At 60.5% G+C, this 17,591-nt stretch carries 10 protein-coding genes and 2 tRNA genes; 4 read left to right on the top strand and 8 right to left on the bottom strand.

Annotated elements, in window-relative coordinates:
• Positions 1-59: 59 nt before the first annotated feature.
• The 3 genes from NW828_RS01435 to NW828_RS01425 form a co-directional block, all read right to left on the bottom strand.
• Complete coding sequence (locus NW828_RS01435) at positions 60-2,849, bottom strand: cation-translocating P-type ATPase (protein WP_414380988.1); 2,790 nt, start codon at positions 2,847-2,849, stop codon at positions 60-62.
• Positions 2,850-2,983: 134 nt separating this feature from the next.
• Positions 2,984-3,055 (bottom strand) — tRNA-Thr (locus tag NW828_RS01430).
• A gap of 8 nt (positions 3,056-3,063) precedes the next feature.
• Positions 3,064-3,149 (bottom strand) — tRNA-Tyr (locus tag NW828_RS01425).
• Positions 3,150-3,370: 221 nt separating this feature from the next.
• Here NW828_RS01425 and lysA point away from each other — a divergent pair.
• The 3 genes from lysA (at position 3,371) to NW828_RS01410 (ending at position 6,645) form a co-directional block, all read left to right on the top strand.
• Positions 3,371-4,750 carry a diaminopimelate decarboxylase gene (lysA, locus tag NW828_RS01420; protein ID WP_414380971.1) on the top strand — a complete coding sequence of 460 codons (1,380 nt, stop codon included), beginning with the start codon at positions 3,371-3,373 and terminating at the stop codon, positions 4,748-4,750.
• A gap of 218 nt (positions 4,751-4,968) precedes the next feature.
• Complete coding sequence (gene cdaA / locus NW828_RS01415; protein ID WP_414328940.1) at positions 4,969-5,892, top strand: diadenylate cyclase CdaA; 924 nt, start codon at positions 4,969-4,971, stop codon at positions 5,890-5,892.
• A 6-nt stretch (positions 5,893-5,898) separates the two neighbouring features.
• Positions 5,899-6,645 carry an isoprenyl transferase gene (locus NW828_RS01410; protein WP_011433250.1) on the top strand — a complete coding sequence of 249 codons (747 nt, stop codon included), beginning with the start codon at positions 5,899-5,901 and terminating at the stop codon, positions 6,643-6,645.
• A 34-nt stretch (positions 6,646-6,679) separates the two neighbouring features.
• On the opposite strand, the gene NW828_RS01405 is transcribed toward NW828_RS01410, so the two are convergent.
• The 5 genes from NW828_RS01405 to NW828_RS01385 all read right to left on the bottom strand — a co-directional run bounded on the left by NW828_RS01405 (position 6,680) and on the right by NW828_RS01385 (position 16,447).
• The gene (locus NW828_RS01405) at positions 6,680-7,288 is read right to left on the bottom strand and encodes a CPP1-like family protein (protein ID WP_414380970.1); all 609 of its coding nucleotides are present in this window, start codon (positions 7,286-7,288) and stop codon (positions 6,680-6,682) included.
• 59 nt (positions 7,289-7,347) lie between these two features.
• A complete protein-coding gene (locus NW828_RS01400; RefSeq protein ID WP_414380969.1) occupies positions 7,348-8,556 on the bottom strand; it encodes a cysteine desulfurase family protein in 1,209 nt (402 codons plus the stop codon).
• Positions 8,557-8,676: 120 nt separating this feature from the next.
• Positions 8,677-9,987 carry a rod shape-determining protein RodA gene (gene rodA, locus NW828_RS01395; protein WP_414380968.1) on the bottom strand — a complete coding sequence of 437 codons (1,311 nt, stop codon included), beginning with the start codon at positions 9,985-9,987 and terminating at the stop codon, positions 8,677-8,679.
• Positions 9,988-10,077: 90 nt separating this feature from the next.
• Positions 10,078-14,760: an NINE protein gene (locus tag NW828_RS01390; RefSeq protein WP_414380967.1), complete on the bottom strand. Its 4,683-nt coding sequence runs from the start codon at positions 14,758-14,760 to the stop codon at positions 10,078-10,080.
• Positions 14,761-14,914: 154 nt separating this feature from the next.
• Positions 14,915-16,447: an ABC transporter ATP-binding protein gene (locus NW828_RS01385; protein ID WP_414380966.1), complete on the bottom strand. Its 1,533-nt coding sequence runs from the start codon at positions 16,445-16,447 to the stop codon at positions 14,915-14,917.
• 119 nt (positions 16,448-16,566) lie between these two features.
• Here NW828_RS01385 and NW828_RS01380 point away from each other — a divergent pair, with 119 nt between their 5' ends.
• Entirely contained in the window at positions 16,567-17,565 is a 999-nt protein-coding gene (locus NW828_RS01380; RefSeq protein ID WP_011433256.1) for a ribose-phosphate pyrophosphokinase, read from the top strand.
• Positions 17,566-17,591 lie beyond the last annotated feature (26 nt).

Below are 17,591 nucleotides of genomic sequence, written 5' to 3'. Positions count from 1 at the left end.
GTAGGGAGAGAGACTCTTTATTGTGAAGATGCTTTATTGTGAAAAATAATTGTGAAGATTCAGCGGGATCCCTTGCGCCAGCGGCAATAGAGTTTTTCCAACTCCACCCAGACCATAACCACGGTGCTAAAGCCCAAGCAGATCAAAAGTTCAGTGCGGGTTAGCTCCTCTGTGCCAAAGAAGCTGCGCAAGAAAGGCACATAGAGCAGAGCCAATTGCAAGAGCAGAGTGGTCAGGACCGCGCCCAGCAGGTAGGGGTTGGAAAAAGGGTTGGTCTCGATGGTGAGCTTCTCGTTGGAGCGCACGGCCAGCGCATGGCCCATCTGGGCGATACACAGGGTGGTGAAGACCATCGTGCGCCAGTGGGGGATGTAGGCTTCCACAATGGCCATCATGAGGATTGTGGAGATGGCAAAAACCACGCCGATGCGCACCATGTAGGCTCCCAGCCCCTGGGCGAAGATGCTCTCTTTGGGGTTGAAGGGGGGGCGCTGCATCACCCCTGGCTCCGCCGGTTCCAAAGCCAAAGCCAGAGCGGGCAGGCCATCGGTCACCAAGTTCATCCACAAGATCTGTAGGGGTGTCAGCGGCACATCCCCCAAGCCCAGGATGGGGGCAGCAGCCACTGTCAGCACCTCACCGATGTTGCTGCCCAAAATGTACTTCACAAAGCGGCGGATGTTGCTGTAGACCACTCGCCCTTCTTCAATGGCTGCCACGATGGTGGCGAAGTTGTCGTCCAGCAGCACCATATCGCTGGCCTCTTTGCTCACATCGGTGCCCGTGATGCCCATGGCGATGCCAATATCCGCTTGGCGCAGGGCAGGGGCGTCGTTGACCCCATCCCCGGTCATGGCCACGAACTCGTTTTGCTTTTGCAAGGCCTGGACAATGCGCAGCTTGTGTTCGGGGGCGACGCGGGCATAGACCCTGACGGTTTGTACCGTTTGCAGCAGCTCCTCGAAACTCAAGCGGGAGAGGGTACGCCCGTCAATCGCCTGATCCTCCGACTCGAGAATGCCCAGCTGGCGGGCAATGGCAACAGCTGTCAGTTGGTGGTCGCCGGTAATCATCAACGTGCGGATCCCAGCTTCTCGGCAGCGGGCCACGGCCTCTCGCGCCTCTGGTCGCGGAGCATCGTGCATCCCCACCAAGCCCAGCCAAACCAGGTTGTGCTCCACCTCTTCCCCGTTGTCCGGGATCCGCTCTAGCCTCTGGGTGGCTACCCCCAGAACCCGGATACCTTGGGCGGCCAGGCGGTTGTTGGTGCCGAGGATGGCTTGGCGATCTGTTTCCGACAGCTCCTGCCAAGTGCCCCCTTTCTGGATACGATCACACCGCTCTAGCACCAGCTCTGGGGATCCCTTGGTGTAGACGCAGTAGCCGCCGTTTTCTTGGATCACCACGCTCATGCGTTTTCGTTCCGAGCTGAAGGGGAGCTCCTGCACCCGTGGGTAGCGCTCCTGTAAAGAGCCTTTGTGGAGGTTGGCCTTGGCGGCTGCCACCAGCAGGGCTGCTTCGGTCGGATCCCCCAGGATGGACCAGGTGGGCGTTGAAGGGGGAGAAGAAACTGCAGACCGTGGGTTGCGACCGGCAACGGGTTGGAGGCTGGCCTGCAACAGGGCATCGTTGCAGAACACCACGGCCCGCAAGATGGCCTGCAAATCTGGGGCGCTCTCCGGATCCATGAGCTGGCCGCCGCAGTAGAAGGAGCCCTTGGGGATGTAACCGCTGCCGCTGACGTGGTAGTGGCGGTCGGGGGTAACGATGTCGGTCACCACCATTTTGTTTTCCGTGAGGGTGCCGGTTTTGTCGGAGCAGATGGTGGTGACGGATCCCAGGGTTTCCACTGCTGGCAGGCGGCGGATGAGGGCATGGCGGCGCACCATGCGTTGGGTGCCTATGGCCAGGGTGACAGTGATAACCGCGGGCAGCCCCTCTGGTACCACGGCCACGGCCATGCTCAAGGAAGTTTCCAAAAGCGAGGTGAAAGGGGCCATGCTCCCGGCTTGCAGCAGCCCTATCCCCACCACCAGGGCCACCAAAGCCAGGGATCCCGACACCAGCACATTGCCCAGTTGGCTCATGCGCTTCTGCAGCGGGGTGGGCTCGTTTTCCACCGTTTGTAGCAGCTTCGCCACTTTGCCCAGCTCCGTGTTCATGCCGGTGGCAGTAACCAAGAGGATCCCTCGCCCCTGAATCACTTCGGTGCCCATGAAGGCCATGTTGCGCCGTTCCCCCAGCTCGATGTCCGGCGGGAGTACGCAATCTGCCTGTTTGGTTACAGGGGTGGCTTCTCCGGTCAAAGCTGCTTCCCGCACCTGCAGGTTCACGGCCTCGGCCAAGCGCCCATCGGCTGGGATCTGTACCCCGGCTTCCAGCAGCACGCGATCCCCCGGCACCAGTTGGCTGGCTGGAACTTCTTGCCACAGGCCATCCCGCTCCACCCGCACAGTAGGGGAGGCCAGTTTTTTCAGGGCCGCCAGCGCTTTTTCCGCCCGACTTTCTTGCAAATAGCCCAGGCCACCGTTAAGGCCAACGATCAACAAAATGGCCAGGGCATCTTTGGGAAACTCGCCTTCTTGCAAGTCCAAAGTGGCTGAGATCGCCGCTACGGCGATCAGCATCAGCAGCATGATGTTGCGGAATTGATCCAGCAGAACTTGCCAGGAGCTACGGCCAGAAGTGGTGATCAGCTCATTGGGGCCATATTGCCGCTGCCTCTGGATCACCTGCTGAGTGGTGAGGCCACGATCGGGATCGGTCTGCAACTTCTGGATGGCAGCGGCGAGGGTGAGGCTATGCCAGGCAGGAACAGAAGCAAGGGGGGATCCATCCGGTGGGATCATCGCGACCACTCGAGGGTTCTTGCCGCATTTTGACATACTCCCCGCCCTCGAGGAGGAGGATTCTTGTCATCTCCCCAGTTGCTCGGGCCATAGCTCTTCTGGCGCCAGCGGCTGGGATCATCTTCAGAGCGCCAAGCCCACGACGAGGATCGAACTCGTGACCTCCCCCTTACCAAGGGGGTGCTCTACCACTGAGCCACGTGGGCAAAGCCGATGGTGGGCCGAGTTGGATTCGAACCAACGTAGGCGTAAGCCAGCGGATTTACAGTCCGCCCCCTTTAACCCCTCGGGCATCGACCCGTTGACACCGGTCTTTCATCATAGCAGAAGGTGTTGCGTAAGTCAGACACACTCCCACTGTGCCAATTGTCAGCCATCTCAAAACCGAGGAGTCAGAGTCGAAGCGGAACGAGGCAGCCCCAGAGCTGGGTATAAAGGGATCGGGTTAGGGCTGGGCACTTTTCAAGACAAACTGAATAAGGAACTTGATATCGTTTAAGACAGTTTTCTGACTCCTGACCATGATTTCGACCCTCGGCACTCCCACCCATCCAGAGCAGACCCTTTCCCCCAACCAGTCTTTGCGCCCCTTGACCAGCCGTATCAACAGCCGGGGGCACTTGGAAATTGGGGGGTGCGACGTGGTGGAGCTGGTGCGCCAGTTTGGATCCCCTCTCTACATCCTGGACGAATGGACGCTGCGCCGCGCCTGCCAGCTTTACCGTGACACCTGGGCCCGCTGCTACGCCGGGGGATCCCGGGTTTTGTACGCCACGAAAGCCTGGAATTGCCTGGCCATCTGTGCATTGGCGCTGCAAGAAGGGCTGGGGTTGGATGTGGCTTCTGGCGGGGAGCTGTACACGGCCCTGCAGGCGGGGGCCAAAGGTGAAGATCTCTATCTGCACGGCAACGCCAAGTCTCTCGACGAGCTGAACTTGGCCCTGGAGACGGGCTGTACTTTGGTGGTCGATAGCCTGTACGAACTGCAGCAGGTGTCGGCCCTGACCACGCCCGCACGGCCAGCGCGGCTGCTCCTGCGGGTTAACCCTGGTATTGACGTCCACACCCACGAGTACATCCGCACCGGACAAACCGACAGCAAATTCGGCATCGGCCAATGGCAACTGCCGGAGGTGTTTGACTTTTTGGCAGCCCATCCCCAACTGCAGTGCGTTGGGCTCCATGCCCACATTGGGTCACAGATTTTTGATCTACAGGGCCACCGCGACCTGGCGGGGGTGCTGGCCCAGATCTGGCGGCAAGGGCTGGGCAGAGGGTTGCCCCTACAAGAGCTGAATGTGGGTGGGGGCCTGGGGATCCGCTATGTCGAATCCGATGATCCCCCCTCCATCCCGGAGTGGGTGGAAACTGTGGCGACGGCGGTGCAACAAGCCTTTGCCCAGGCTGGGATCCCTCTGCCGAAAGTGCTCTGTGAGCCCGGACGATCTGTGATTGGGCCGGCTGCCGTGACCGCCTACACCCTGGGGGGGCAAAAGCGGATCCCTCCCAGCGATGACCTGCCCCAGGGACGCACCTACATCACCATCGACGGTGGTATGTCCGACAACCCGCGCCCGATCACCTATCAAGCCCGCTATACCGCCCTTCTGGCCAACCGACCAGAGGCAGAGGCCACGCAGCGGGTAACGGTGGCCGGCAAGCACTGCGAGTCGGGGGATGTGCTGTTGAAGGATGTGCTTCTGCCCGCCCCAATGGCAGGAGAAGTGTTGGTGGTTTTGGCGACGGGGGCCTACAACTACAGCATGGCTTCCAATTACAATCGCTTCCCTCGGCCAGCCGCGGTGCTGGTCAACGAGGGAGAGGCCCAGTTGATTGTGCGGCGAGAAACTTATGCCGACTTAATCCGTCAAGATGTCTTGCCAGAGCGGTTGCTGCGTTGAAGGGGAAGTTTGCCCATACCCATCTGGTCAGTAGAGGCACAGCCTTTCCTGGCAGCGCCGACCGCAGCCAACGCACCTCATGCGAGAAAGACTGGAAGACAGCCAGGAGGTGAGTGGTAGGCTGGTCTGGGGGCCGCAGTCCAACGGGGGTTCTGAGGTGCAGAACGGCACCAGGCAGAAGGTCCGCAATGAGGGGAGCGTGAACGGGGTTTTTCGCCATGCTGGCGGCCTTATGGGCTTGGCTACAGCAGTTTAACTTTCTCAGCCTCTTGGACTGGGCTCTGGCTGTCTTTCTGTTGGCTTTGGCTCTCTACTACACCCGCGAAAGTCGTGCTGGGGTGCTGGTGAGGGGATTTATAGTGCTGCTGGTGCTGTACCTGGCCACAGCCTCTCTCCCCTTGGTTCACCTGATCTTGGATCGCCTGCTCCTGGGCGCAGCTGTAGCCATGGGCGTGCTCTTTCAACCGGAGTTTCGGCGGCTGCTGGAGCAATTGGCAAGAGCCATCCGCATGGAGTGGCCGAGCAACGCAGGCGATGACGAGGAGGATCCTGAGGAAGATTTGGTGGAAGAACTGGTGCAAGCAGTGCGAGAACTTTCCCAAAACCGCACAGGAGCGCTGATTGTCATCGAGCCGGAGCAGCCAATTGACTCGCGGGTGTTTACCGACAAAGGGGTACCTCTGCAGGCGCGGGTGTCGCGGGAGATCTTGCAGACCATTTTCCAGACTTCAACTTTGTTGCATGATGGGGCTGTGGTCATCCATCGGAATCGCATTCGCGCAGCGGGGGTCATCCTGCCGGTTTCGGAGCGGGCCGCCTCTCGACAGCTGGGCACACGGCACCGCGCTGCGATGGGGATCACAGAGCAGACCAATTGCTTGTGTATTGTGGTCTCAGAAGAAACGGGATCCATTTCCCTGGCGGAGGGTGGGCGCATCGAGCGGCCTCTGACCAGTGCCAAGTTACACGAACTGCTGGTACAGCGGTTGCGCAATCCCCGCGATGCCAAAAAACGAGATGCTCCGCTAAAGGGATTGTGGGCCCACCCCTGGTTTCGCAATGGGCCGCTGCGCTGGTGGGGATCCCTTGCCGATCTGACTAAACTCTTTCGCAAACCTGAGAAAACCCTCCCCGAAGACTGAATCTCCATGACCCTTTCTCCTGCCCATCTTCTGCAGTTGCCTGCCGACCTAGATCCGCAGTTGTTGCCCCGCCATGTGGCGGTGGTGATGGATGGCAACGGGCGTTGGGCGCAAAAACGGGGCTTACCCCGCAGTGTTGGGCATCAGCGAGGGGTAGCGGCCCTGAAGGAGCTGCTGCGCTGTTGTGATGACTGGGGGATCCCAGCCCTTACCGCCTATGCCTTCTCCACCGAGAACTGGGGCCGGGCCCGCGAGGAGGTGGATTTTCTCATGACTTTGTTCGAGCAGGTGCTGTGGCAGGAATTGGGGGAAATGGTGCAGCAGGGGGTGCGCATCCAGTTTGCCGGCCAGTTGTCGGCTCTGCCCCACTCTCTGCAGGAAACCATCGTGCATGCGGTGGCCTGCACCCAGCACAACAAGGGCATTTGCCTGACGGTGGCCCTCAACTACGGGGGACGACAGGAGATCCTACAAGCCTGCCGCTCCATTGCCACCTTGGTGCAGCAGGGGCTGCTGCAGCCGGATCAGATTGACGAGGCCCTCTTTTCCCAATTTCTCTACACCACCGGCCTCTCCGATCCTGACCTGCTGATCCGCACCAGTGGCGAGATGCGCATCAGCAACTTCCTGCTCTGGCAGATGGCCTACACCGAGCAGTATTTCACCCCCATTCTCTGGCCGGATTTCGACCGAGCCGCTTTTCACCAAGCCTTGCTTAGCTATCAGTCGCGGCAGCGGCGGTTTGGCAGGTGAGGTTCCAGGTTGAATATCTGTCGCAAACCGGCAGCTAGCGCAAAAAGCTGGTCACCAACCACATCACCGCAAACGTGATCCCCACCAACAGCGCACCAGGAGCATCGCCACCGGTGAGAGGAAGGGCAATGCCGTAGGCCAACATCAGCCCCAGGCTCAGGCCCGCCAGGGCCAAGAGAAAAGCGCGAATGAAGCGGCGCTCTTTGCGGTACAGGAAATAGATACAAGCCATCAGCCCCAAGGCCAGTTGCAGCGAGGGGTACTCATCGGGAGCCAGGATAACCCAACCCCCCAGCCCACCCAGCAGCGCTGCAGGCCAGAGGGCATCGGCGGTAGAGGGGGTATCCAACCAGCGGCTGACCCAGGGGGGATTTTGGGCAGCAGGGCGAGGCAAACTCAGCTCCGGCTCAGGATGGGCAGCCCGTTGTTCGGCGTAGCGAATGCGGTCGGGAACGGCGATTTTGCCCTCTTTGCGCAGGCGCAGGCGCTGCATCAGGATGGCATCGTAGGCTTGCTCCACCCGCTCCTGCTGCTGTTCGTCCGCGCCCAAGCTGGCCAGGAGCCTAGCCCGCGCCGATTGAATTTCTTCAAAGGAGGCTTCTTCGCTAATTCCCAACACCTGATACGGACTCATCTCAGCCATAGCGACCAGCCCTTTAACTCTCTATCACCTTAACCCAGCCTGCCCAACCTTCGATCCGGCTACGCGACAGGAACCGACAACGGGGATTGAGTTGCCCCATCCTCCAGGGATCCGGATTCGGAGGTCGAGGCAATTACTGCCTGCAGACATCGGGCTACATACTCGACCGCAGCGTAGGTGGTGGCTTTGCCAAGGCTAAGGCGAATGGATCCCAGTGCCTCGGCTTCCGAATAGCCCATGGCCAAGAGGATGCGGCTGGGGATCAGTTGGCCGCTGCTACAGGCGGAGCCGGCGCTAATGGCGATCCCCTGGTGGCTCAGAGCCCTGACCAGCACATTCCCGGGGATCCCCCCTGCGGTGCAGTAGCTGAGGTGGTGGGGCAGACGCTGCTCCAAATCCACAGGGCCGGTCAGCCGCAAACCGGGCACCTCCGCCAGCAACTGGGCCAAATGCCGTTGCAATTGCCGCAGGCGGGCCGTTTCTTGAGATAGCTCTTGGGCCGCCAAAGCCGCCGCCACTCCCAAGCCGACAATGCCCGGGATCCCTTGGGTGCCAGCCCGCAGCCGCCGTTCTTGCCCACCCCCCCGCAGCAGCGGTCGCAGCTCCACCCCTGGGCGCACGTACAGTGCCCCCACCCCCTGCGGCCCGTAGAGCTTGTGCCCGGAAAGGGAGAGCAGATCCACCGGCAGTTGTGTCAGATCCAACGGGATCCGCCCCACCGTCTGCACAGCATCGCTGTGGAACAGTACCCCAGCTTGGCGGCAGATGTGGCCCAGCTCTGCAATGGGCTGCAGGGATCCCACCTCATTTTGGCCGTGGACGATGGAGACCAAAACGGTATTGGGTTGCAGCGCCTGGATCAAAGTCTGGGGATCCACCTGGCCGGCGGCGTTCACCAGCAGACGGGTGACCTGCCAGCCTTGGGACTGCAACTGGCGGGCAGCATTCTCCACCGAGGCGTGCTCGACGCTGGAGATGATGAGATGTTGGGGAGTAGAGTAGCGCTGGGCCACCCCAAACAGGGCCAGGTTGTTGGACTCCGTCCCGCCTGAGGTGAACAGCAGCGCCTCCGGCTCACAGTTAAGCAGCTCGGCCACCTGCTGCCGCGCCCGCTCCATGGCCATGGCGGCCCGTTCTCCCCACCCGTGCAAGCTGGAGGGGTTGCCCCAGCTTTCCTGCATCGCCATCTGCATGGCCTCGATCACCTCAGGCCGAGGCGGAGTGGTGGCGCTGTGGTCAAAGTAGAGGGCAGGATCCAAACGCAACATGCCAGCTCGACCAGCCGGGGCTTCGTGTTCCTATCTTAAGATCCTTGGCCAGTGTTGCCCAACGCTGGCAGCAGCTTCCCCTTGTTGAGGCCAAACCCGCTGGAGGCAAATTGAGCCTGCCTACTTGAAAAGACTAGTACGCTGGCGGTGCATCACCACCGATTCCACCAAGCCAATGGCCAGAAAATTGGTCAGTAGAGCCGAGCGGCCATAACTTAGAAAAGGCAAAGGCAAACCGGTAATGGGGGCCAGGCCGATGGTCATGCTGATGTTCACCACCGCCTGAAAGAGGATCATCGCCAGCACCCCAATGGCAATCAGGGATCCAAAATTGTCCTTGGCCCCCTGGGCAATCCAGATCAGCCGCGCACACAGGATCCAAAACAGGATCAGCACCGTCAGGGTGCCGATAAAACCCATCTCTTCCCCAATGGCCGAGAAAATAAAATCCGTGTGCTGTTCGGGGATGAAGTCCAGCTGGGTTTGGGTGCCCTGCTGGATACCGCGGCCCCAGAGGCCGCCGGCTCCGATGGCAATGCGGGATTGAATGAGGTGATAGCCGGCTCCCCAGGGCTCTTGCATGGGATCGATAAAAATCTCCAACCGCCGCCGCTGATAGGGCTTGAGAAGGTGCCAAGCTAGCTGACCCAACTGCCCCGAGAGCAGGTTGATTACCCCAAAAGTTACGGCCCCCGTCCACTGCCAGGGGAGACGCCAAGCAGCCAACCCCGCCATTCCCAGACACCAGAGCAGCCAAACCCAAAGCATCCAGCTCAGCTCTGGGCGAGTGTGTAAGCCATAGAGAATGGCTCCCACCCCCGGCGACAGGAGCAAGAGGATCCAACTGCCCTTGGCTCCGGCCCAGTAGAGCATGACCAGGACAATCACCACAAACACCAGGGCAGTGCCCAGGTTGGGCTGCAGGAAAATCAAGATCCAGGGAGGAGCAATGACGGCAACGGCCACCCAAATCTGGCTGAAGTACTTGATCGGCCAGTGGTGCAGGAGAGCAGCCAGGGTGATGATTACCCCCAGCTTGGCAAACTCAGAAGGCTGCACCTGAAAGCCAGCGATGGAGAGCCAGCGCTCCGCCCCTCCCCCCGCCGTGCCGAAAAAGAGCACTGCAATTAAACCTGCCAAGGTCAGGAAGTAGGTGAACCAGTGCCAGCGCAAAAGCCGCTCATACGGGATCCGGGCTACCATTCCCAAAAACACCAGGCTGATCCCGGCCATGATCAACTGCTGCAGCCAATAGTGGCTGATGGGACGCTCCCAGACTGCGCTGCGGATGGCAAGAATGCCGATGCCTGTCAAGGCCAGCACCGTGGCCAGCAACATGCCATCGAACTCGCGCCAAGGAGCCAAGATCTGCCGCAGAAGCTTTTTCCACCTAGGCTGAGAAGACACCTTTGGGTCAACGTTGCCCAGCAATAGACCCCATCCTCCAAAGCAAGGCCAGCACCAGTTTGACATGCCCCTTGCCCCACTGGCTCACTCTCGACCCCTCTCCCACGGGGGGAGCTATTCCCAGCTCTGCAGTTGCCCTAGCCAAGCGGAGAGGCGGGATCCCACCTCTTCTCGACGCCTTTCAAGATTGGCTGCCGTCCAAATGAGGAGCAGGCCCAGCAGGATCCCAGTGGCCCAGAGCAGCAGCGCATCAGTTGTTACCAACAGCCATCCCTGCCGCAGGATCCCCAGCCCAAAGGCCAGCGTGCCCACGAAGAGATAGGCTCTTACCCGCAAGGCCAAGCCCAGCAGACCCAAGGCCAAACCCAACCCTACCGGCCAAAAGCCCGCCCACAGTTGCCCGTGGGTTTCCACCATCACCACCAGCAGCCATGTGCCCAAGGAAACCAGCCGCAGCCAATGTCGCCCCTGTCGCCCGCTGGCTTCCTGTAATCCCGGATCCACCTGAGCCACATAGAGCAGGGATCCCACCAGGGGCAGGGCATAGAACGTCAGGGAAGCCCAATCCTGATGCCAGCCGTAACTCCACAGGATCCAGTTGCTCAAGAACAGGCTGACATAGCCCAGGCGCACTTGGGATCTCCAGATAGCCAGCAGGGCATAGTAGGTTGCCCCCAGCAGCAGATTAAGGGTGTTATTTCCTCCCGCGGTTACCAGAAAAGCGGCCAGGGGCAGCACCAAGGCTGTATTCTGCCAAGGAGCCGCCGGCCAGCCCCACCGTCGCCAGGGCAAGCCATGGTAAACCAGCCCCAGCCCACAGAGCAGGGATCCGGCCCATCGCGCTATGGATAGCTGCGGCAGCCCCAGGAACACACCGCCCAGCAGAACCCCAGCTCCTTGCCATGCACTGAGGTAACCCCAGACCGTTGGCACCCAATTTTGCTCTGTTGGAGATTCTAGAGTTGAGGTTCTCGCCTGTCCGGCGGCATAGGCCACCAGGCCGGATCCCGTCAGCACCCAGAGGAGCTGTCCCCAACGGCTGAGGCGAGGATCGAAAAGGGCAGACCAGAGGACAAGGCTGGCCAGAGCCCAGTTGGCCAAGGCCATCCAGCGCAACCCAGCTCTTTTAAGCTGCAGGGTCGCCGCCAGCCAAGGGGGACAAAAGCCGTAGCCCCAGGCCAAGCTCAGCCCTAACAGAGCGATCAACACCAACCCATTTGCCAGGGATCCCCCAGTTCGCTGGCTGAGGAAGTAAACCCAGCTCTCGTAGGCGGCCACAGACACGCCCCAAGCGCCCAGGAGCCCTTTCCAGTTGGCAGGACGGAGGTCTTCCCGGCCTTGCTCTTGCGCCCGTTGGACCGCCTGTCGACGCCCCAGGCCCAGCAACATGATGGAGAGACCTAAGCTGCCCAAGCCCGTTACCTCACTCCACTGGGCATGGGATCCCAGCCAGCCCAACCCTGCATAGATCAAAGGCCCCGTCCGCCAGAAGCTCAGGGCCCTGACCTGTTGCAGGAGCTGCCCCCCCAAAGACTTTGTCCCGCCAGCGCGAGCGGCCCCCTCAAGCAAGAGTTTTTCCGGCCCAATCCAAAAGAGGATCCCCAGGCTCAGATTGATGACGGCAAACAGAGGGGCAACAGGACGGGATCCCTGCACCACCCACAAGAGGCTGCTGGCCACCAACAGCTCCAAAGCCCAGATCAGCCCATAGGACAGCCCCTCCATTACAGACCATGAGATGGCCGACGAAGCCTCCTGACCGCTGCCGCCAGTTGAGACATCCTCCGCCCTGGAAGGAGACGGGCTTTCGCTCTCCAAGCCAGCAGGATGGACACCGCCGTCGCGATAAAAAGCGGGAGCCACTTCCACCCAAAGCCGCAAAACAATGGCCACCAGGACAGTCCCAGAGGCCAGGGTCAGAGCCACTGGGGAATCCAGGTACTTTCCACCACCGATGCGACCTGCTTCTGGCTGCAATGTCTGCAACGTTAGGGAAAGTAAAAGTACGATCCCCAGCAGAAAGCCAAAGCCATCCAGCACCGGTCGGTAAGCTGCCCGAAGGCGGGGAGAGAGGTAGTGGAACGGAGTCCCTAGGCTGTAGCGACAGCCGCTAGTGCTCCGCACCGCTGTCGCGAACAACAGCAGCACCCCCAAGGCCGTCAGCCATTCTGACTCCGTTAAAGCGGGGAACAGCCGATGGATTCCCACCAGACCGAACCCCCAGCCAAACGTCACTGTCAACAGCACCTCTGCTGGAACAACTGCGTTGGCGGTGTGGAGCTCATGGTCGGCGGAGGGGAAAGAGGCCCACACCCACACCTGAGTGGCCATCAGCAGCAACCCCAAGCCCAGACCCAGAAACTCAACCCCCGGCCTTCCAAAGGTGAGTAACTGGGCCAGCAAAAGGGAGAGAACTGCCGGGAAACGCAAAGACCCACGCTCCGGGATCCCCTGCTGCCAGGAAAGGGATCCCAATCCCCCTTGCTCTGGGCTCTGCAGCCAGCGGGGCATGAACTCCAGGGGGGGCAGGGCCAATACCTGAGCTGCCGTTAAAGCAAGAGGCACCAGCAGCCACAGCCAGCCCATGGATTGTTCACCAGTCGCAGACGAATCAAGGAACCGTTGCAGCAAAAACGCCAAGTAGCTGGATCCCACCAGCACCAGCCCTATGCCATCTGCACTTCGCTGCCACAGCTCCGCAGGCACTCCCCAAAAAAAGCGCTCTGACCCACCCAGAGCTACCCGCCCTGCCCATTGCAATAGGCCCACCAGCAGCAGAACCACTCCCCAACTGGACAGGCTAGTGCTCCGCACCGCTGGCGCGAACAAGTCGGGCAAAAGCCAGCGGATCCCGGCCAGCAGCGCCCCCAGCCCGTAGGCATGGGTGAGAAATACCCAGCGGGGATCGAGGAGCTCAGCTCTCTTGGACTTCTGCCGCAGCCACCAGGTCAGGATGCCAGTACTCAAAAGCAAGTGCCAAAAGCGAATGGCCGGATAGGGAAGGCTCAAGAGCAGCAGGGATCCCCCTAGCCCCAAAACCAAGCACTCTGTCGGTTCTACCAGCCTAGAAAAGCCTGTCTCACCGGCTTCTGGACCGCTCCTCTGCCAGCGGGCCGCCAACCCCAGCCACAGCACCTCGTAGGGCAGCAGCGCCAACCCCAGCAAGCCCCAAGGGGAATCAAGGGGCTGAAACCAGTTGGTTACTGTAGCTACAACCTCTTGCCGCCAGCTTGCTGGCCACACCTGCCAAAAAGCCCAGCAAGTTTCCAGGCCCAGCAAGAACAGCAACGTCAAATGCACCCTAAGGACTTCGTCCCGCTGGGGCGACTGGGTGTGTCGGCGCAAGCGCCCGATTAAGACATGGATCCCCAGCAGGCTAATCCCCAGCAACTGCCAGCCGCTGAAAGGGCTCTCCGCCAAGCCAATGGCAGCCAGCAGCCAGCCCACCACCAACAGCACCCAGCTCCCCTCCCACCAGCGGGAGAGCGTCCCCTCCTGAGCGCCTTCTGCTACGACGTCCGGGGATCCCTGGGGCCATTCCGCTGCTAGCCAACCCAACAGGGCCACCGCCAACCCCAACTGCGGCACTTGGACATGCCCAGACAGCAGCCCCCGTAGGATTAACAGGGATCCGGCAGCCCCGATTAGCCAGATCTTGGAGCCCCGTAATTCTAAAGACCGGCGGCTCCAGGTGTAAATCACGGTGCTGAGGATCCCCAGATACAGGATCCCCAGGACAAAAGCAGGGCGAAGCTCCTGCGGCCCCAAGCTCCAGAAAGCGTGCAAGCCAGAGAGGGCCAAAAAGTTCACCAAGGTTCCGTAAAAGGCATTGGAAAAGGCATTGGGCTCCACACCGCTGTCGCGAAAGCCGGCACCTGAACCCAGCGAGCGCACCCGACCCTCAGCCGTCAACGGGATCCCCAGCAGCAAGCCCAGCGCCAGGATGCGGATCCCCCAAAGGATCCCCAGCCCATCCAGGGCCCACACGTTCACCGGCACCAGCAGCAGGGCAATAGCCTCTAAGGTTTGACCGGTTAGACGCAGCCCTTCCTGCCGTTGGATCCATCCAGCACCTACCCCAAAAGCCGCCGTGTAGGCCAAGAGCACCCCATACTGAGCAGTTGGAGAGAATTGCTCCCAGTGGCTGGCCGCCAGCACCCCCGAGGACACCACCACCAAAAACAGGCCCAGCAGCAACAGCCAAGCCGCGCTCAGCTCTGACAGCAAGTTCCGCAGCAAAACAGCCAGCGCCGGGGTAGGGGGGGGCAAGGACTCCGTCCGAGTAGCGCGAGTGGATTGAGGGGCAGCTTGGGGCTCTTCTCCCCCCTCGACCGCAGGTTCCTCAACCCCAGATCCGGCCAGGTGAGCATTTCTTTCTCGCACCATCCCTGGGATCCAAATCAAATCCAGGAGCTGACCGATCCCCAGCAGCCCAAAGGTCAACAGCCAGAGCAAACCCGTCCGCCAGCGGCCCAGATAAAAACGGTGCAGGCCACAGATGCCAAACAAACCCAAAATCCAGAGCACGTAGGCCGAGCCAAGACGAGCCGGGATCTCGTCGCTGGGGGAAACTGCCGCTGACCTTGGTTCCTCCCCCTCTAGCCGATACTGCTCCACCAGCAAGCGAAAGTGCTCTGGAGTCAGCAAGCTCAGCTCCAGCCAGGCCCGCAAACCCTGCAAGACTTGCTGCCGGGATCCCCGAACGGTGAGCTCCAAAAGGACTTGCTCCGAGGAAGGCGAGCGGTCAGATTGCAGCTCCTCTGCTCCTGGAGGCAAGAGGTGATCCTGGGATCCCATGGCCAGATTCCTTGAGCAAAAGGCTTGGGGCTACTGCTACTCTAAGCCTTGCTCTAGCCGGTTGCCATGCCGTTCTCAAATCCTTCTCCTGCTGCGGCAAAGCGAAAGAGCTACGCACCGCTGACGCGACCGCTAGAGGGCTTCGATTAGCCCTCTAAACCTCAGTCGGGATCCCTGGGATCTCGCTGCTGTGATTGCTGCGCAAGACGGGAAGCGTCATCATCTGTCCCAGGCGTGAAACGGTGAGCTCCGCCGCCGGAATGGGCTCCGAGACCTGTCCGCCGCTGAACACCATCACCCGGTTGCTGTACAGCAGGATCTCGTCCAAATCTGCAGAGGCAAAAAGAATGGCTGTACCCGTTTGGGTGCGTTCTAGCAATTGCCCCCAGACCCACAGCGCCGACTCGATGTCCAACCCTCGCGTTGGGTGCTCCATCAGCAACAGGGTCAGGGGTGTGGGCAAGAGAGCCAACTGGCTGCGCTGTTGGTTGCCCCCCGAGAGTTGCTCCACCCGGCTGTAGGGGTGACCCCGAATGCTGAAGTGTTCGATGGCCGCTTGGGTCTGCTGACGGGCCAGAGCCCAGTTGATCCAGGGATCCTGCTGCTGGAGGGCAAAATGCTCCTGCAAGGTTAAGCCGGGGATCAGCCCTTCCCGCAGCCGATCCGCCGGAGAAAACCCCACCCCACAGCGCAGATAGTCGCCGTAAGGACGGCCTGTCATCTCCTGCCCCCCCAACAGAATCCGGCCACGCCTGGGCGGCAACAACCCTGCACAGGTGAGAAGGAAAGAGCGTTGCCCACTGCCCTCCAAACCAGCCAACCCAATCACTTCCCCCGGCTGCACCGCCAGATCTGGCAAAGCCAAGGCAAACGGCTCATGCCGCACCACCAGGGAGCGCAACTCCAACAGGGGATCCGCTCTCCTTTGCGGAGAATGGGGCCGAGCCGGGGGTGCCAACTCCCGCCCGAACATCCAATCGATCAACTGCTGTTCCAACAGGGCAATGTCTTCACCCCTAACAGGCAGCTCCCCTACCACCTCCCCCTGCCGCATCACCGTCACCCGATCGCAAAGGCATTCCACATCGGCCAGCTTGTGGGAGACGAAGATCACCGATTTGCCCTGCCCCGCCAGCCTTCTCAGAGCCGCGAACAAAAGATCTTTTTGCGCTGCAGAAATGCCCGTCGTCGGCTCATCCAAAATCAAGGTGTTGATCCCCAGGGAAAGCAACCGCAGCATTTCCAGTTGTTGCCGTTCCCCCACCGTCAAGCTGCCGATGGCTCCATCGGGGTTGAGATTGAAACCAAACTCTTCACAGGCTTTCTCGAGACGTCTTCGGCTTTCCCGCAACCCCAAGCCCAAGCGCCCTCGTTGCCCGGCAATAAAGTTTTCCAGCACCGTCAGAGAAGGAAAATCCAAGGGATCCTGGTGCAACATGCCAATGCCCAGACGAATGGCCGCTGCAGGGCTCTCGATGCGAACCGGTTGCTCATCGATCCAAATCTCCCCCTGATCGCAGCGCAGAAAGCCGCTCAGGATCTTAACTAAGGTACTTTTGCCGGCCCCATTCTCCCCAAGCAGGCCGTGGATTGTGCCCGCCTCCACCCGCAAGGACACATCGCGGTTCGCCTGTACCGCCCCAAAACGCTTGTGGATGTGCAGCAGCTCGACCTTCATTCTGCTCATAGTAACCTGCCTCCCCAGAAAATCCCCAAGAATACAGTTGCTGAGGTTGCAAGTGCTGGTGCTACGATAGCGACAGCTCGCCGTTAGGCGTTGGCTGCGGACGAGTTCAGCATCGATCTGTGGTTCGCCCTGCCCCTCTTCTCCGCCCTTCCCCCCTGCCACCCATCTCGGATAGCAACCGCCTCAAAATCTTCTCAGGCAGCGCCAACCCGGCTCTGGCTCAGGAGGTAGCGCGTTACCTGGGCATGGATCTGGGCCCGATGTTGCGCAAGCGCTTTGCCGATGGCGAGCTGTACATCCAAATCCAAGAGTCGATCCGGGGTGCTGATGTCTACTTGGTGCAGCCCACTTGCCGCCCCGTCAACGACCACCTGATGGAACTGCTGGTGATCATCGATGCCTGTCGCCGCGCCTCTGCCCGGCAGATCACCGCTGTCTTGCCCTACTACGGCTACGCTCGCGCCGACCGCAAAACGGCAGGCCGAGAAGCGATCACCGCCAAGCTGGTGGCCAACATGATTACCCAGGCGGGAGCTCATCGCGTGCTGGCTATGGATCTGCACTCGGCCCAGATTCAAGGCTACTTCGACATTCCCCTCGACCACGTCTACGCCCAGCCGGTATTACAGGCTTACCTCAAGGAAAAGGGCTTGCTCGACGAAGACATTGTGGTCGTCTCTCCCGATGTGGGGGGTGTGGCTCGTGCCCGTGCCTTTGCCAAAAAACTCAAGGAAGCCCCTCTGGCAATCATTGACAAGCGCCGCCAAGCCCACAACGATGTGGAAGTCATGAATCTGATTGGGGATGTGCGGGGGAAAACTGCCATCCTTGTGGACGACATGATCGATACGGCAGGCACCATCTCGGAAGGGGCAAAATTGCTGCGCAAGCTGGGGGCCAAGGCGGTTTACGCCTGCGCCATTCACCCTGTTTTTTCTGAGCCGGCCATTCAACGCCTGCGGGGTGGTCTATTTGAAGAGGTGATCGTCACCAACACCATCCCTATCCCTCCAGAGCAGCACTTTCCCGAGTTAACCGTTCTCTCGGTAGCCAATGTGCTGGGGGAAGCGATCTGGCGCATCCATGAAGATAGCTCCGTCAGCAGCATGTTTCACTAAAGTAAGTTTCAAAGTAAGTTTCTCCA

The organism is Synechococcus sp. W55.2, from assembly GCF_047461635.1.
In the GTDB taxonomy this organism is placed as follows: Bacteria; Cyanobacteriota; Cyanobacteriia; order Thermostichales; family Thermostichaceae; genus Thermostichus.
This window is presented reverse-complemented; position numbering and strand designations above follow the sequence as displayed.